Origin of the sequence: Streptomyces sp. NPDC052225, assembly GCF_040679615.1 — a bacterium.
Lineage (GTDB): Bacteria > Actinomycetota > Actinomycetes > Streptomycetales > Streptomycetaceae > Streptomyces.
On sequence record NZ_JBFAVD010000004.1, the window covers coordinates 273,437 to 288,245 of the forward strand.

Consider the following 14,809-nt stretch of genomic DNA (forward strand, 5'->3'; position numbering starts at 1 on the left):
TGTCGGGAGTGGCTGGAGTCGGGTAGGGGATGACGCAAACTGGAGTGGACCGCGAAGTCAGTCGCGATGTCAGTGGCGTCTGTCACCCTCTGTAATGGCTGACGGTACGGGGTGTCAGCAGGGTTCATGTACGAGGAGGGTCAATGACCGGCACTGACGAGGACTACACGTCGATCGAGATCTGCGCAGGCGCAGGCGGTCAGGCCATCGGCCTGCATGCGGCTGGTTTCCGGCATCTCGCGCTCATCGAGATCGACAAGCATGCGGCAGCTACGTTGAGTAGCAACATCGATGTGCACCCGAAGTGGAAGTGGGAGCACCAGAACTGCGACGTGCTCTGCATGGACGTGGTGAAGTTCGAGCCGGAGGAGCACCTCCAGAAGAGCAAGCACCTGTACCGCAAGGGCGAGGTGGATCTGCTGGCCGGCGGCGTGCCGTGCCCGCCGTTCTCCCACGCGGGCAAGCAACTCGGAGAGGATGACGAGCGCGACCTCTTCCCCCGCATCCTTCAGCTGGCGGACCAGATCCGGCCCAAGGCCGTAATGATCGAGAACGTGCGCGGCCTCATGGACGCGAAGTTCGACGGCTACCGGGAGCGGATCCAGGCCGAGCTGGAGCAGATGGAGCCGGATGACGATGGGCTGCCCGGTTACAAGGTTGTGCAGTGGAAAGTCTTCGAGGCCGCTGACTTCTCGGTTCCTCAGCTTCGTCCGCGGTCGATCCTGGTGGCGTTCCGGCGTGATGTCCTCCAGGACCTCAAGTACGAAGAGCCGGTGCCCGGGACTGAAGAGCGCACGGTCTACAAGGCCCTTGAGAAGACGATGAAGGCGCGTTTCAAGCCCTTCCTCGAAGGCCCTCGTGCTGCTGAAGCGAAGCGGATCCTTGACAGCTGGTCGCAAGGTGCAGCCAAGGGTGTTGCTCCGACGCTCGTCGGCGGTTCGAAGAAGCATGGTGGTGCTGACTTGGGCCCGAGCCGGGCCAAGAAGGCATGGCGAGAACTCGGTGTCTCAGGCATGGGCGTCGCCAACGATCCTGAGGTGTGCAAGGAGAAGGGCACTGAGGACCGGGATCTGTTCGGCCCAGAAGGCCCGATGCTCACCGTCAGGCAGGCCGCCATCATCCAGGGGTTCCCCGAGTACTGGGAGTTCACCGGCGGCAAGACTGCCCGCTATCGGCAGGTGGGCAATGCCTTCCCGCCGCCGGTCGCGGAGGCTGTTGGGAAGTCGATCATCGAGGTGCTGAGGGCAGCCCGCGAGCGAAGCGAGCGCAAGGGTTAACTCGACTCGCTCTTGGGGCCGTTGAGCGCATCGCGCCGTCGCCTCACTTCGGCCGCGATCCGTTCTGCGCAGTCTGCAGATGGCTCGTGCTCCCAGAAGCGGAGTACGAGCCATCCTGCTTCTTGCAGTTGCTGGTCCGTGTCCCGGTCGCGTGCCATGTTCCCGGCCACTTTGTCTGACCAGTAACCAGGGTTGGTTTTCGGCGAGACGTAGTGTTCAGGGCATCCGTGCCAGTAGCAGCCGTCGATGAAGACCGCCACCTTTACTGGACGAAAGACAAGATCGGCGGTGCGCCGCAGGTCCGGGAGGGGGCGAGCGGCGACCCGATAGCGCAACCCTTGCGCGTGCACCAATTTGCGGACCGCACGCTCTGGCGAGGTATCCCTGCTTCGAATTGCCTGCATGTTTCGGCGGCGCGATGCGGACGAGGCCCAAGAGCCTTTAGGTGGGATCCATTCATTCACCACGGCGTTTCTTCAACTTCTTCCGCTTGTCGATTTCTGCCTTGATTCGCCCTTCCGGCCACGGCTCCCAATGCGTCAGCTTGTACTCGGACAGGTGCGGGCGTCCCCGAGGTCTGCGAACGCGATTCTGGTACGTCCAGTCAAGCTCCCGGAGTTCACGCAGTCGTCTTTCCCAGTCATCTTGATACTGCTTCATCGAAGCTACAACGCCGATGAGTTCGGCAGGAACCCACTGTCCTTCGAGTGCCTTGAGGAGTTCTCCGATACGCCCATGTGGCTCGTCGTGAAGTGCGGCAGCGGCAATTTGCTCGGCGTACGGATCGTAGGTCGCGTAGAAGTCCCGCTTCCCTCCGTTGCATTCTTCGCACAGGGGCTGCAGGTTCGAGATATCGTCGCTACCGCCCCAGGCCACTGGGATCTTGTGGTCGACGACAAGCTTTACCTTGTCTTCTAGCGGCACGCGGCCGCATTGGGCGCAGCGCTGTGGGGCGAGTACTTGAGCCCTGAGGCGACCGCTTAAGTTGACACGTGCGGCTGCCCTATCTGCTTGTTTCCATCCTGCGAGCCGGTAGTAGTGATCTCGCCCACGCTGAGTGCGTTCTACGGTGAACCGTTCGCGCAGTGAACGGAGGCGGCGCATAGCCTCTGATTGATCCTTATCGAATTTCTGGGCAATAAATTCGTGGATCTCATCTGTTGTTGGAGGGGAATCTTGGCGTGCGAAAAGGAATCCGTAGAGTGCTCGGACGCTGTCGAGAGGGAGGAGTTGCTGGAGTTCTGGCGAATCTGGTTGAGGGAGTGGGGGGGTTGCCTCGTCGGGCACGATGCGCTCGCTTGTGGGTTCTGTAGTTTCAGAGGGGAATGTGAATCAGCTGGCGGTCGCGCGCTTGGTATCAGGCAGTTTGGGGGCAGGCCCTTGAGGGTCGCCCTTCTCCGCTAGTACCCAGCGCGCTCCGTCCAGCTCGACTTGCTTCTCGGGGTCGTGCCCCGGACGGGCTTGTACGACTCGTGCGCTGATAAATTCCCCGTCCGAGGGGACAGGCAAGCCGAGGATCTCGGCGATCTGACGGTGGCTTTCATAATCACCCATGATGAGAAGCCCTTCGGGGGCCAGCGCCGACCGGGCGCCGCCGTTTCCCCGTACACGCTTCATGTAGTCCTTCTGCTGGGCCACGGTTCGCACCACGTTGCGAGTGATGAGGCGGCCCTGGGCTCGGCGGAAGAGTTCGTTGACCCGCTGCTGGCCTGACGTTGACGCGAACACGGCTTTGACGTCTTCCGGAACCATATGCAGCAGGACATTCTCCGGGAGTTCACACTCCTCGGCAGGCCACAGCCACTGGATCTTGTCTCGGTGATTTTTGGAGATGGTGGCCTTCATGTCACGATTGCGGCCTACGTTCAGCCACTCCGGTCGTATCCGCACGATGCCCGCGCGCCAGACGGACTTGCTGTCGTCAGCCCAGACCAGGAGGCAGAGATGTCCTACGGCTTCCGGCGGGATCATCCAGCTTCCGAACTTCTGGGAGTACTTGCAGTCCACATCGACGCCCTGGATTCGATAGTCCATGGGGTCGCCGTCGGCGAACTTGAACTCCCGTTGGAGGTTGATCTCCACCAGCGTTCCTGCATGGGTCCGCTCGGTTTTGTAGAGGGTGTCCCAGGAGTACCTGCCGGTGTTCTCGCCGTCCAACAGCTGGTCGATGGTGTTACGTAAGACGCGGGCGAACCGGAGTTTGCTCTGCGGCAGGGAACGGATGTGCTCCAGGACCTGGACAAGTTCCGGGTCGTCGTGGTCTGGAGAGTGCTCTTGAGACGACCAGAGCGCGAGGTTCGTGGCGGCGCTGATGTCCTTGTGCAGGTGCGGCAAATCCGTTCCCCGTTCCGCGAGTTGAAGCACTTCAGTCCTAGTCGGCGTCCACGATAGCCACATCCGGCAGGCTGGAGTCCTTGGCCCGGAACCGCACCAGCTGGCGCTTCGAGTCGATGGCGTTCTTGGGCGGGATCAGGGTGAACGCCATGACCACCTCGTCCGGATTGAGGCGCCCCTTGGACGCGGCGGCTTTGACTTCCGCATCGGTTTCCGCCTCGAACACCGGGTAGAGCAGAGCGATGCCGCGGTGTGCTTTGAGTGCTGTGTCTGCTTCGGTACCCGCGTGGTCGATGAGCTGCTGGGCGTACGCGCGGTGCTCCATACCTGAGATACGGCCGAAGGAGACCTTGCCGGCCTGCCGCTTACGCCGGAAGACGGAGAACGGGCCGTGTCCGAGGATGGTGACGGGCAGCCGGTACCGCTCGGTCAGATGGGGAGCGAGGACCAGCCAATCGTCCACTTTCGCGAGTCGGCCGTCGAGCTGAGCCAGGTAGGTCAGATGAGGAGCAAACTGGCCGTTGTTCTCCCAGGTGAGCCCTGCCAGGGTGCTGACCAGCGTGGCGTGGGGGACTACGGTGCTGACTGCCTCGAACTTGCGGGAGTGCCGGACAGCGTCGTCCGGCCTTAGCGCGCACTCTCTGCTCTCGCCTGATGCCAGTGCGGAGAGGATCGGCTCCCACTGAGCGGTATTCGCCGCAATGTCCTTGCCGCGCAGCGGATATACGGCGGGCTCAATGGGGCGTCCCGGCGACCGCACCTCCACCAGCTCCGCGTTGAACATCTTGTTCCGGGCCGAAGGGCGGACCCACGGCAGGTGCTGGGACACCAGGGGCGGTACCTGAGCCGGGGTCAACTGGGGCTTTCCGTCGACCAGTTCCGCGTAGCGCGAGAGCTGCTCGCGGAATAGTTCCTCGTCGCGGCAGATCGCCTCGAAGGCTTCGTAGAGGTCGGCCGTGCGGTCGCGGCCGTAGGACTCCTCGCGGCCGATGTAGAGGCGGACCAGGTCGCGGTAGCCGGGGCGGAAGCCGAACCAGCGGCCCATCTGCATCAGGGTGTCGGCCTGCTGGGTGGTGCGGCGGTAGTAGGTGACCGTCAGGCCCTCGACCGTGAAGCCACGCGAGAGCTTGGTGCCGCCCACGAGGATCTTCCAAACGGCGTCGGGGCCGTTGAAGTCCAGGTCGAGCTGGTCGAAGTAGCGGTCGCTGTCGCCGTTGACGACGATCACGGGGCGCCCGCTCGATCCGATGCGCTGGCGGGCGCCGTTGACGTACGGCTTGAGCGCCTCGTACGACGGGGGCACCGGCATGTCCGGTTCCTGGGCCGCGGTGACCGGGCCGAAGTCCTTCTCGTACAGGGCGGCGAGACGCGCGTGGCCGACCGTGGAGGAGTAACCCGCCTCGTGCCACATGGAGTTGATGCGCAGCGCGAGTTCCGCGTGATCGTCCGTCTTGACCGACTCGTGGACCAGCATCGTGTGATGGCGGAAGGCGCCGGACGGGACGCCGTGGTCGGCGCGGAACAGCTTCAGGGCGCCCGCCAGGAGGAAGGCGTCCATCGCCTCCTGAAGACGGTCGTCGCCCGTCGTGTCCTCGTAGATGCCGCGGACGTGCGCCTTCTCCTGGGAGTTGGTGACGTCGCGCTCCTCGTACGGCACCGGGTTGTCCAGGTCGTGGAAGTCCTGGACGCCCATGTAACCGGCCGGGCGAGGCAGGGAGATCAGGAAGTCGGAGGGGAAGATGTCCTCGCCGTCGGACGGGTCGACGAAGACGTTCGCGAACGGGGTGGCCGTGTAGCCGACGTACTGGGCGCGGGGGAGCAGCGAGAGCAGCTGGGAGATCTGGGCGTTGATCGCCGTCCGGTCCGTGCTGCCGGCCTGCCACTTCTTGGGGTTCGACGTGTTCACCGACGCCTGATCGGACTCGTCGTCGATGATCAGCGTGGGGAGCTCACCGAGGAGAGCCTTGATCTGCTTGAGGTCCTTGACCAGCTTGCTGAGGACGGCCTTGTTCTTCTTCACGACCATCACGCGGGCCGCCGCGTGGTGCAGGTTCGCCGGGTCGTGCAGCGGACGGGTGGGGTCGCGCTTCTCGTACTCCAGGGCGCGGATGCCGGTGGCCAGCGACTTGTAGTCGTCGTCGCGGGTCGTGAGGCGTTCGATGTCGAAGGCGCCGCGGGTGGAGGGGCGCCCGCCGTGGGAGACGAACTTCGGCCAGTCCGGGTCGTCGTCACCGACGTAGTCCACACCGACGAGCGAGTCCAGATCGGTGGGGTCCGCCCCGCGCAGGATGTTCTCCTGCCCGATCAGTTCCATGTCGAGACGGCGCTGGGTCTGGGCGCGCAGCATGTTGAGGGTGCCGCCGAGAACGATGACCAGTCGGTAGCCGGCGTCGATGGCCTTCGCCGTGACGCCGGTGAAGTTGGCGGTCTTGCCGGACTGCACGTAACCGACGACCAGTCCCTTCACCTGGCGGGCCGCGGGCTGCTCCGGGTCGGCCAGGCGCTCGACGACGGCACGGCTCGCCTCGTCCAGGCTCGCGATCGCCTCGGCCGACCAGCCCTTGGCGCGGAGCTTGTCCTCGTAGGCACGCCAGTAGAAGGAGCGGGCCGCGGCGCGCTCGGGCGTGTACCAGTCGGGGAAGTCGCGGGTGATCACCGTGGGGGCCGGTATCTCGGAGACCGGTATCGCCGTGTCCAGCACCTTGCGCAGGTCGCCGCCCAGGCGCAGTTTCTCGTACGCGGCTTCACGGCGGGCCCGGGTACGGGGCGCGGTGTCCGGTGCCCAGGGCGCGTCCTGCGCGAAGTCCCAGTCGTTGAGGTGGCGTCCCCACAGGGCGGTGAGCCGCTCGTCGCCGGCGAGGACGCGGGTGCGGAAGACGTCCTCGGAGAGGTCGATGTCCGGGTGGTCCTCGTCGGCGACGAAGGCGGCGAACTTCTCGAAGTGGCGCGGCGTTCGGCCCATACCCGCGAGGGTGTCGGTGTGGATCTGGAGAAGGGCGTCGTCGGTGGTCATCGTGGCTGCGGACTTTCCTCGGGTGAAGGGGCGGGGCGCGGGGTGGAACGGCTCAGGCGTCGGTCGCCCGCTCGCGTCGTTCGCGCTGCGCGCGGACGGAGGCCAGCAGGATCGTGTTCCAGTACTCGATCCGGTCCTGGCGGGCCTTCTCCCAGCGGCCCAGGCCGAAGCAGTCCTCCAGAAGCAGATAGAGCAGCGTCTTGGTGACGGGGGCGTCGTTCGAGCCGCCCCTGCGGCCGTCGTTGAAGTCCTCGCGGTACGCCTTGTTGAGAAGGATGGCGTTGGTCTCGCGGTCCAGGGCGAAGAAGACGTCGTCGGGCAGGGACGACCAGGTGAACGAGATCGGGTCCTCGCCGGGCTTCTCGGGGAGCTCCTCCCTGATGACCCGCTTGATCTTGGGATCGAGGCCCTTGCCGGGCGGAGTGACCGGCTTGCGGACGATCTCGGTGCGCTTGGCGCCGTCGCGGTACGCCGCCTCCGCCTCGATGAGGAACTGGTGGAACGTACCGCCTCGGGAGTCGACCGCCTTGTCCACGCCGAGCGTGAAGGCAGGGGTGACGGTGACACCCTCCTTCTTCACGTCCAGGCTGAAGACACTGTTCGGCGTCGCCGGCAGATCGACTTCCACACGGGCCAGGACCAGGTGTCCTTCCGCGCTGCGCAGGTCGTTCCAGCCGCCTGCCTGGACGAGCCGGTCGTTGCGGTAGAAGTAGAAGCCCTGCCGGTCGGCGAGCGGGCCGATCTGGCGGAATCCTGCCTGCTTGGACTTCGCGGGCCACACATGCGCCGTGAGCGCGACATCGCCGACGCCCTCCACGGGCGCCGCGAACGTACGGGGGTAGCCCCTGTGGCCCGGCACCTTGTAGCCGAACGGGTCCAGGGGCGCGACGGCTATGTGGTCGACCTCCTCGCCGAAGCCGTCGCCCGCGCCGGTCACGTCCCACACCGCGATGTCCAGTTTCAGGCCGCGCTGGAGAAAACGGTGCAGGTAGAGGCCGAGGTGGGTTTCCAGTCGGGATATCGCCTTCGACAGGAACGTCTCGCTCTGGCCGCGTGCGACCGTCGCGAAGGCGCGCACCCCGTCCCAGCGCACGACCGTCCCCTGCCATTCGATGATGCCGTCGTAGCGGTCCACCATGTCCTGGGCGTAACCCGCGTCGACCGTGTCGCAGCGGAAGGAGTCCTCGATCCCCTCGGCCGTCAGGCGGCGCCCGGCGGCCCGGCTGCGCCGGGTGCGGCTGATCACGGTCAGCGACGACGCGTGGGACAGGGATGCCGCCTTCAGACCCGTCCCGTACATGCCGAGAGAGCCCGCGCCGTAGTCACGGCGCCGGCCCACGGTCATCGCCGCGTCGAGCCCGGCGTCGTCCATGCCCCGGCCGTTGTCGATGATCAGCAGAGTCAGGATGCGGTCGGTGTCGCGGAGGAAGTGCACGACGACCTCGTCCGCGCCCGCGTCGATCGAGTTGTCGATCAGGTCCGCGACGGCCACCTCGAACCCGTATCCCTGGTTCGTGAGGGCCTTGCCGTAACCGGCGTCCGGAGGGAGGTGGGTGCTTCCGGTGGTGGGTACGTCGTACTGCCACGCGGTGCCGGATCGGTACGCCATGTGATTCCTTGTGCACACAGGTCGGGGCCTGCGTGGGGGAAAGCGGCCCGACAACTACTTCAGTCAGTGCTTGTGACGGTACTGCAAAGGTGCGACATAGCGCTCTGAAGTGCGGAAACTCGAGACGTCGGTCCGGGCCTCCCGTCCCTGACCTGCGACGCTCCCCGGCGCGATGTGTGTCGGAGGGAGTGAACGGCGGCGCGCGCCGGCCCGAACCCGTCCCGCTCAAGACTTCAGGCCGTAGCCCCGTGGCAGCTCGCGTACGAGGTTCCCGACCCGCACCAACACCCCCCGTCCCCCGCCGGCGGCCAAGTCGCAGCGCGGCCGCGGGCTGCCAGGGTCGTTGCGTACTGGGGGAGCAGCGAGACGTCTTCCGGGGACGAGCCTTCAGATGCCGCGAATGCCTCGTACGACGGCACCGTGCCCGTGACGATGCCCAGGTTTCCCGTTCCGGAGGCGGACAGCTCCCTCAGCGATTCCTCTATTGAGGACAAGTGGGCCTCGTACGACGGGTATTCGGACGTGAGGGACGGGTACGCCGAGAGGAGTTCTGCGTATTCCGTCGACGGCCAGTGGAGGACCGCCACCGGGAACGGGCGGGAGAGGGCTTCGCGGTATGAGCCCAACTCCGCGCGCAGGCGGGTGATTTCGGCCCTCAGGTCCGCCGGGTTGGAGGAGCCGAGGGACCACAGGCGCTTCGGGTCGTGGAGTTCGTCGAGGGAGACCGAGGCGCGGTTGACGCGGTCGGCCAGGGCGTCCCAGTCGTCGTGCGAGGCGCCCAGGAGGCGGCGGACGCGGTGGCGGCCCAGGAGGAGGGGGTGCTTGGCGTAGGGAGGTTCGCCCGATTCGCGTTCGGACTGCGTGATCAGGAGTTCCAGGGCCTCCGTGAACGTCTCGTGGGCCTGGTCCAGTTCGTCGTGGGACTCCAGGGACTCCGCCGCGATCACCCACGGGGCGGGCTCGCGCGGGGCCGTCGTGCGGATGCCCGTGATGATCGCGCGGGCCTCGGCCTCGTGGCCGTACTCCCAGAGGTTCGACGCCTTGAGGGCGCGGATCAGGGCCGGGTCCTGGACGTCGGGCGAGGCGAGCAGGGCGTCGTAGTGGGCCGTCGCGCGCTCGCGGGCGCCCGCGAGTTCGTAGTGGGCCGCGGCCTGGAGGAGCAGGGGTTCGGCGTCCTCGGGGTACATCGCCGCCGTGCGCTCCAGGCGCTCGGCTTCCGCGACGTGGTCGGCGGACTCGTTCTCGGCGGGCGTGGCAGGCGTGTCGGGGCGCATGGAGGACACGGTAGCGCCGGACGGCGGGAGACGGACCGGATGGTTCGCGTCGGGCCGGCGGGGAACGGCAGGTGCCAGGGGCCGGCGTCCCGTGTGTGCGCGGGCCTGGTGAATTGCGGCCGCGCGATCTATCTTGCGCGCGTGCCGCGGCGTACGAGCGATACGAGGACGACCAGCAGCGATACGAGGATGCCTCGCGTCGTCGCCCAGGGGCGCCCCGGCCCGCTCCCGCGTGCCCGCCGCCTCGTCTGGACCGGCGCCGAAGTCGCCGTCACCCTCGGGCTCGTCCTGCTTCTGCTCGTCGTGCACCAGCTGTGGTGGACCAACCGGCAGGCCAAGGCCGACGCCGGGCACCAGGTGCAGGCCCTGGAGCGGGAGTGGGAGGCGGGGAGCGGCGCCGGGGCCGGCCACGAGGAGTCCCCGCCGAGCAGCCCCGCGTCCTCCGGGCCCGCCGGCCGGCCCGCCCTGTCCGCCGAAGAAAAGGGCACCCCGGGCCCAGGCACACCCCGCCCCCGCACCCCCGCCCCCCGCTGGGACCAGGCCTACGCCATCCTCTCCATCCCGCGCCTCGGCCTCCGCGTCCCCGTCGCGCAGGGCGTCAGCAAGGCGAACGTCCTCAATCACGGCTACGTCGGTCACTACCCGGGCACCGCGCAGCCGGGCCGCGCCGGGAACTTCGCCCTGGCGGGGCACCGCAACACCCACGGCGAACCCTTCCGGTACATCAACCGGCTGCGGCGCGGCGACACCGTCAGCGTCGAGACCAGGAGCGCGACGTACACGTACGTCGTCGACAGGAGTCTGGCCCGGACGTCCGCCGGCGACGGGGGCGTCATCAACCCCGTGCCGCGCAGCCGCGTGGTGCCGTCCGCCGGGTACAGCGAACCCGGGTACTACCTCACCCTCACCACCTGCACCCCCGAGTTCACCTCCAAGTACCGGCTGGTGGTGTGGGGGAAGCTCAGCCGGATGACGCCCCGATAGGCTGCCTTCCCGTGATCAAGCGGCCCCATCTCCTCTGGCTCCTCGTGCCCTTCGTGCTGTACATCGGCGCGCTCCCGTTCGTGAACCGGGTCGAGCCCGTCGTGTTCGGGCTGCCGTTCCTCTTCGCGTGGCTGCTCGCCGCGACCCTCCTCACGCCCGTCGCCGTCTGGCTGACCTGGCGAGGCGACCAGCGGCCGCGGAAGGAGCGCCGGTCATGAGTGACGGAGCCGTCGCCACCACCCTGTTCGGCGTCTTCATGGTCGCCACCGTCGCCCTCGGGCTGCTCGCCGTGCGCGGAAAGGGCAGCGGTGGCGGGCTCGCCGAGTGGTCCGTGGGCGGGCGGTCGCTCGGGGCCGTGTTCATCTGGGTGCTGATGGCCGGCGAGGGGTACACGAGCTTCTCGTACCTCGGCGCCGCCGGCTGGGGGTACAACTTCGGCGCCCCCGTGCTGTACGTCGTCGCCTACATGTCGTGCGGATACGCCGTCGGCTATGTCGTCGGGCCGACACTGTGGGCGTACGCGCGGCGACACGGGCTCGTCTCCATCACCGACATGGTCGCGCACCGGTACGGGAGGCCGTGGGTCGGTGCCGCCGTCGCCGTCCTCGTCACCGTGTTCCTGTTGCCGTACATCCAGTTGCAGATCACGGGCATGGGCGTGGTCGTCTCGACGATCTCGTACGGTGCCATCAGCCTCAACTGGGCCTATTTCATCGGCTTCGCGGTCACCACGGGGTTCGTGGTGGTGAGCGGGCTGCGCGGCAGCGCGTGGGTGTCCGTCCTGAAGGACGTGCTCGTCATCGTCACGCTCGCCTTCCTCGCCCTCTACGTTCCCGTGCACTACTTCGACGGCTACGGGGACTTCCTGGGGCGGATCGTCGAGGAGAAGAGCGCCTGGCTGACGCTGCCCGGGAGCGGCGGATCGCCTTATGGGGAGGGGTGGTTCGCGACGACCACCTTCCTCAACGCCCTTACCGTCGTCATCTTCCCGACCACCGTCGCCGGGTATCTGGGCGCCCGCAGCGCCGACGGGCTGCGACGCAACGCCATGTGGCTGCCCGCGTACAACATCCTTCTCTTCGTGCCGATGCTGCTCGGGATGGCGGCGCTGTTCGTGGTCCCCGGGCTGACCGGCGCCGAGTCGAACCTCGCGCTCTTCAAGCTCGTCGTCGACTCGCTGCCGGCCTGGGCGGTCGGCATCATCGGGGTCGCGGCGGCCCTCTCGTCGATCGTGCCGATGGCGGTGTTCATGCTGGTCATCGGGACGATGTGGGGGAGCAGCGTGTTCCCGCTCGTGCCGCGGTGGCGGGACGCGCCCGGTGGCGGCCGCAGTCCGCAGAAGGCCGGTTCGCAGATCGTGGTCGTCGTCGCGGGGGCGCTCGCGCTCGTCCTCACGTATGCGGCGCCCAACACCCTCGTACGGCTCTCCCTCATCTCCTACGAGGGGATGGCGCAGCTCGTGCCGATGCTGCTCGTGGGGCTTGTGTGGCGGCGGTTGAGTCTCGTGGCGGCGCTGAGCGGGCTGGCCGTGGGGGTGGGGGTCGTGTGCGCGCTGGTGTTCAGTGAGCACGATCCCGTCTTCGGGATGAACGCCGGGATCGTCGCCCTCGCCGCGAACCTCGTGGTCACGCTCGTGATGACGTACGTCGGTCCGGCCGATCGTGACGAACGGCCGGACCGTGACGTACTCGCCCGTGACCCGCTCAGTGATCCTGCCGGGTCGCCGGACGCCGTTCCCGCAGGGTGAGCAGGAGGCCGGCCGCCGTGAGGGCCAGGGCGCCGGAGACGACAAGCGCGGTGTTCGTGCCGTGGCCGAGGGCGTGCCGGGTGGTGCCCGTCGACGTGGAGACCGCGATCATCAGGGCGACGCCTGCGGCCGAACCGATGTAGCGGGCCGCGTTGTTGGCGCCGGAGCCCATGGCCGCCCGTCCGGCCGGGACCGACTCGACGGCGAGCAGCGGCAGCGCGGCGTTGAGCAGGCCGCTGCCGATGCCGGAGATGGCGAGGCCGGGCAGCAGCCGCGTCCACTGGCCCGAGCCCGCCGCGCCCAGCATCGTCACGACGGCGAGCGCGTGCAGGGCGAAACCGACCGCCAGTTGATGGCGCGGCGAGACCCGCCCGGCGAGCCGCCGGGCCTGGAGCGCGACGAGGAACGACATCCCGGACCAGATCACGAACAGCCCCGCCGTCCCCATCGGCGTCACGCCCATCGTGTGCTGGACGAGCGTGGGCACGTAACTGAAGAGCGCGATGACGGCCAGGCCGGTGAAGAGCGCGCCCGCCGTGGACGCGAGGAAGAGCGGGCGGCGGAGCAGGGTGAGGTCGAGCATGGGGGTCGTGCTGCGGCGCTCGACGGCGACAAATGCCGCCAGGAGTACGGCAGTTGCGACGAGCAGTACGGCGATGGGCGCGCGCAGCCAGCCGTCGCGGCCCAGCGTGAGCGCGGCCAGGAGGGCGACCAGGGCGAGGCCGAGGGTGAGGGCGCCGGGGAGGTCGGGGCGGCCGCCGCGCGGGGAGCGGGACTCGGTGAGCGCCTTCGGGGCGAGGGTCGCCACGACGAGGGTCACCGCGGCCAACACCCCGTACGACCAGCGCCAGTCGGCGGCGTCGGAGACGGCGCCCGCGACCAGCGGGCCGAGCGCGATGCCGCCGCTGACGAACGCGCCCCACACGCCCGTGGCGCGGACCCGGCCCGCCGCGGTCGGGAACGCGTGCACGATCAGGCCGAGGCTCGCCGCGAGGATGGCCGCCGATGCCGCGCCCTGCGCGATCCGGGCGAGGGTGAAGAGCAGCGTGTTCGGGGCGAGGGCGCCGAGCGCCGTGGTGAGGCCGAGCGCGAACGTGCCGAGCACGAACGCGCGGCGCCGCCCGTAGTCGTCCGCGAGGCTGCCCGCGACCAGGAGCAGTGCGGCGAGCCCGAGCGGGGTGCCGTTCAGGAGCCAGGCCTGCGCGGACAGCCCCGTGTGCAGGGAGGCCGCCGTGTCGGCGAGCGTGATCATCGGGGCGGTGTACGTCATGAGGGTCACGGCGGTCGCGGCGCTCGTGACGGCGAGGGTGGCGGCGGGGCGGACGGCAGGGGTGGCGGATGCGGATGCGGGCGCGGGGGCCGGGGCGGGCTTTGTGAGTTCGGGCTGCTGCATGGCGGACCCATCTGAAGTGGTGAGGTTCAGCGGAGTGGTGAGGTTCAGCGGGTGGCTGGGTTCAGCGATGGCTGGGTTCAGCGACTGGTTAGGTTCAGTGAATGAACTGACCGGGCGGCATGACCGTAGCACGGTAGGTTCGGTGACTGAACCAAGTCGCGGAAAAGTGGCTACAGTGGGGCCATGGCTCTCGGCAAGGACTACGCGGCACAGGAGTGCTCCATCGCCCGCGCGCTGGAGATCGTCGGCGAACGCTGGACGCTCCTCGTCGTCCGCGACGCCCTCTACGGCGTGCGGCGCTACAACGACTTCCTCGTCCACCTCGGCATCCCCCGCGCCGTCCTCGCCTCCCGGCTCCAGGCGCTCACCACCGCCGGCATCCTGGACAAACGCCGCTACCAGGAGTCGCCGCCGCGCGACGAGTACGTCGTCACCGAGCGCGGGCGCGAACTGTGGCCGACGCTGCGCGCGCTCGGCGCGTGGGGCCGTGGCATCTCCGGGACCGCCCCGTTGCGTGAGTTCCGGCACGCCGCCTGCGGCACCCCGCTCGGCGTCGTGGGGGAGTGCGCGACCTGCGGAACCCTGGTGCCGCCGGAGGACGTCGAGATGCTGCCGGGCGAAGGGCTCGACCCGGACCCCGCCGATCCGGTCAGCCGGGCGCTGCTCGCACCCCGACGGCTGCTTCAGCCGATCGTGACCGAGCCTGTATAACTGGAAACCGCATCACTGGCCCGAGAGCCCGGAGCCAGAGCCCGGAGCCCGGGAGCCCGACAGCCGAGAGGAGGAGCCCATGCCGCGCACCAACGCCTGGTCCACGACCCTGCGCCCGGTAGCCCTGCTGCTGTTCCTCCTCGTCGAGGCCGTCCTCGTCGACACCGGCAGCCTCGCCGGGGCCGTCGCGCTCGCCGCGACCGCGGCCGCGGGCTCCGCCCTCGCGGTCTGCTCCCTGCTGGCCGCGCGCTCCGCGCCCGCCGTGCCGCCCACCAGGGTGCGCACCGCGATCCGCGACCGTGAGCACCGCACCGCCTTCCTGCCGCAGCGCGATCCCGACGCCGCGGGGCGCACCAGGCCCCGAGCGCCCGGACGTCTCGTCCCGACGGTCTAGAGCCCCCTTTTTCCCGCGCGGGTCTCCAGCGCCGTCACGCCGAATCCCCTGCCGGCATCGATTCCGATCCCGG

The 14,809-nt window shown here is 68.4% G+C and carries 13 protein-coding genes; 6 read left to right on the forward strand and 7 right to left on the reverse strand.

Annotated elements, in window-relative coordinates; all coding sequences use genetic code 11:
- Nucleotides 1–143: 143 nt before the first annotated feature.
- Nucleotides 144–1,277, forward strand: coding sequence for a DNA (cytosine-5-)-methyltransferase (gene dcm / locus AB0L37_RS08985; protein WP_365501906.1), 1,134 nt, complete (start codon nucleotides 144–146; stop codon nucleotides 1,275–1,277).
- Here the strand turns inward: dcm and AB0L37_RS08990 are convergent.
- From AB0L37_RS08990 to AB0L37_RS09015, 6 genes are all read right to left on the reverse strand, one after another.
- Nucleotides 1,274–1,741 carry a very short patch repair endonuclease gene (locus AB0L37_RS08990; RefSeq protein ID WP_365501908.1) on the reverse strand — a complete coding sequence of 156 codons (468 nt, stop codon included), beginning with the start codon at nucleotides 1,739–1,741 and terminating at the stop codon, nucleotides 1,274–1,276. The genes dcm and AB0L37_RS08990 overlap by 4 nt on opposite strands.
- A complete protein-coding gene (locus tag AB0L37_RS08995; RefSeq protein ID WP_365501910.1) occupies nucleotides 1,734–2,564 on the reverse strand; it encodes an HNH endonuclease signature motif containing protein in 831 nt (276 codons plus the stop codon). Before AB0L37_RS08995 ends, AB0L37_RS08990 begins: the two co-directional genes overlap by 8 nt.
- A gap of 45 nt (nucleotides 2,565–2,609) precedes the next feature.
- Nucleotides 2,610–3,641: a NaeI family type II restriction endonuclease gene (locus AB0L37_RS09000; protein ID WP_365501912.1), complete on the reverse strand. Its 1,032-nt coding sequence runs from the start codon at nucleotides 3,639–3,641 to the stop codon at nucleotides 2,610–2,612.
- 7 nt (nucleotides 3,642–3,648) lie between these two features.
- Entirely contained in the window at nucleotides 3,649–6,624 is a 2,976-nt protein-coding gene (locus AB0L37_RS09005; RefSeq protein ID WP_365501914.1) for a Z1 domain-containing protein, read from the reverse strand.
- A 52-nt stretch (nucleotides 6,625–6,676) separates the two neighbouring features.
- Nucleotides 6,677–8,233, reverse strand: a complete 1,557-nt coding sequence (locus tag AB0L37_RS09010; RefSeq protein ID WP_365501916.1) for an ATP-binding protein — start codon at nucleotides 8,231–8,233, stop codon at nucleotides 6,677–6,679.
- Between the two features lie 233 nt (nucleotides 8,234–8,466).
- On the reverse strand, nucleotides 8,467–9,507 hold the full coding sequence (locus tag AB0L37_RS09015; RefSeq protein ID WP_365501918.1) for an SEC-C domain-containing protein: 1,041 nt from the start codon (nucleotides 9,505–9,507) through the stop codon (nucleotides 8,467–8,469).
- Between the two features lie 189 nt (nucleotides 9,508–9,696).
- Here AB0L37_RS09015 and AB0L37_RS09020 point away from each other — a divergent pair, with 189 nt between their 5' ends.
- The 3 genes from AB0L37_RS09020 to AB0L37_RS09030 are packed head-to-tail and all read left to right on the forward strand — an operon-like array spanning nucleotide 9,697 to nucleotide 12,238.
- On the forward strand, nucleotides 9,697–10,491 hold the full coding sequence (locus tag AB0L37_RS09020) for a class E sortase (RefSeq protein ID WP_365501920.1): 795 nt from the start codon (nucleotides 9,697–9,699) through the stop codon (nucleotides 10,489–10,491).
- 11 nt (nucleotides 10,492–10,502) lie between these two features.
- The gene (locus AB0L37_RS09025; protein ID WP_365501922.1) at nucleotides 10,503–10,709 is read left to right on the forward strand and encodes a DUF3311 domain-containing protein; all 207 of its coding nucleotides are present in this window, start codon (nucleotides 10,503–10,505) and stop codon (nucleotides 10,707–10,709) included.
- Nucleotides 10,706–12,238 (forward strand): sodium:solute symporter family protein, encoded by a 1,533-nt coding sequence (locus AB0L37_RS09030; protein ID WP_365501924.1) that lies wholly within the window; start codon nucleotides 10,706–10,708, stop codon nucleotides 12,236–12,238. The genes AB0L37_RS09025 and AB0L37_RS09030 overlap by 4 nt, the downstream gene beginning before the upstream one ends.
- On the opposite strand, the gene AB0L37_RS09035 is transcribed toward AB0L37_RS09030, so the two are convergent.
- Nucleotides 12,195–13,631: an MFS transporter gene (locus AB0L37_RS09035; RefSeq protein ID WP_365501926.1), complete on the reverse strand. Its 1,437-nt coding sequence runs from the start codon at nucleotides 13,629–13,631 to the stop codon at nucleotides 12,195–12,197. The genes AB0L37_RS09030 and AB0L37_RS09035 overlap by 44 nt on opposite strands.
- A gap of 183 nt (nucleotides 13,632–13,814) precedes the next feature.
- On the opposite strand from AB0L37_RS09035, the gene AB0L37_RS09040 reads away from it, so the two are divergent.
- Both AB0L37_RS09040 and AB0L37_RS09045 read left to right on the forward strand, forming a co-directional pair.
- The gene (locus tag AB0L37_RS09040) at nucleotides 13,815–14,342 is read left to right on the forward strand and encodes a helix-turn-helix domain-containing protein (protein ID WP_365501928.1); all 528 of its coding nucleotides are present in this window, start codon (nucleotides 13,815–13,817) and stop codon (nucleotides 14,340–14,342) included.
- A gap of 79 nt (nucleotides 14,343–14,421) precedes the next feature.
- A complete protein-coding gene (locus tag AB0L37_RS09045; protein ID WP_365501930.1) occupies nucleotides 14,422–14,736 on the forward strand; it encodes a DUF6412 domain-containing protein in 315 nt (104 codons plus the stop codon).
- Nucleotides 14,737–14,809 lie beyond the last annotated feature (73 nt).

What these genes read in the sequence shown, in the direction of transcription:
- AB0L37_RS09005 (WP_365501914.1), bottom strand. Translation starts at nt 6,624, where the DNA reads ATGACCACCGACGACGCCCTTCTCCAGATCCACACCGACACCCTCGCG.
- dcm (WP_365501906.1), top strand. Translation starts at nt 144, where the DNA reads ATGACCGGCACTGACGAGGACTACACGTCGATCGAGATCTGCGCAGGC.
- AB0L37_RS09045 (WP_365501930.1), top strand. Translation starts at nt 14,422, where the DNA reads ATGCCGCGCACCAACGCCTGGTCCACGACCCTGCGCCCGGTAGCCCTG.
- AB0L37_RS09020 (WP_365501920.1), top strand. Translation starts at nt 9,697, where the DNA reads ATGCCTCGCGTCGTCGCCCAGGGGCGCCCCGGCCCGCTCCCGCGTGCC.
- AB0L37_RS09010 (WP_365501916.1), bottom strand. Translation starts at nt 8,233, where the DNA reads ATGGCGTACCGATCCGGCACCGCGTGGCAGTACGACGTACCCACCACC.
- AB0L37_RS09015 (WP_365501918.1), bottom strand. Translation starts at nt 9,507, where the DNA reads ATGCGCCCCGACACGCCTGCCACGCCCGCCGAGAACGAGTCCGCCGAC.
- AB0L37_RS09040 (WP_365501928.1), top strand. Translation starts at nt 13,815, where the DNA reads ATGGCTCTCGGCAAGGACTACGCGGCACAGGAGTGCTCCATCGCCCGC.
- AB0L37_RS09030 (WP_365501924.1), top strand. Translation starts at nt 10,706, where the DNA reads ATGAGTGACGGAGCCGTCGCCACCACCCTGTTCGGCGTCTTCATGGTC.
- AB0L37_RS09035 (WP_365501926.1), bottom strand. Translation starts at nt 13,631, where the DNA reads ATGCAGCAGCCCGAACTCACAAAGCCCGCCCCGGCCCCCGCGCCCGCA.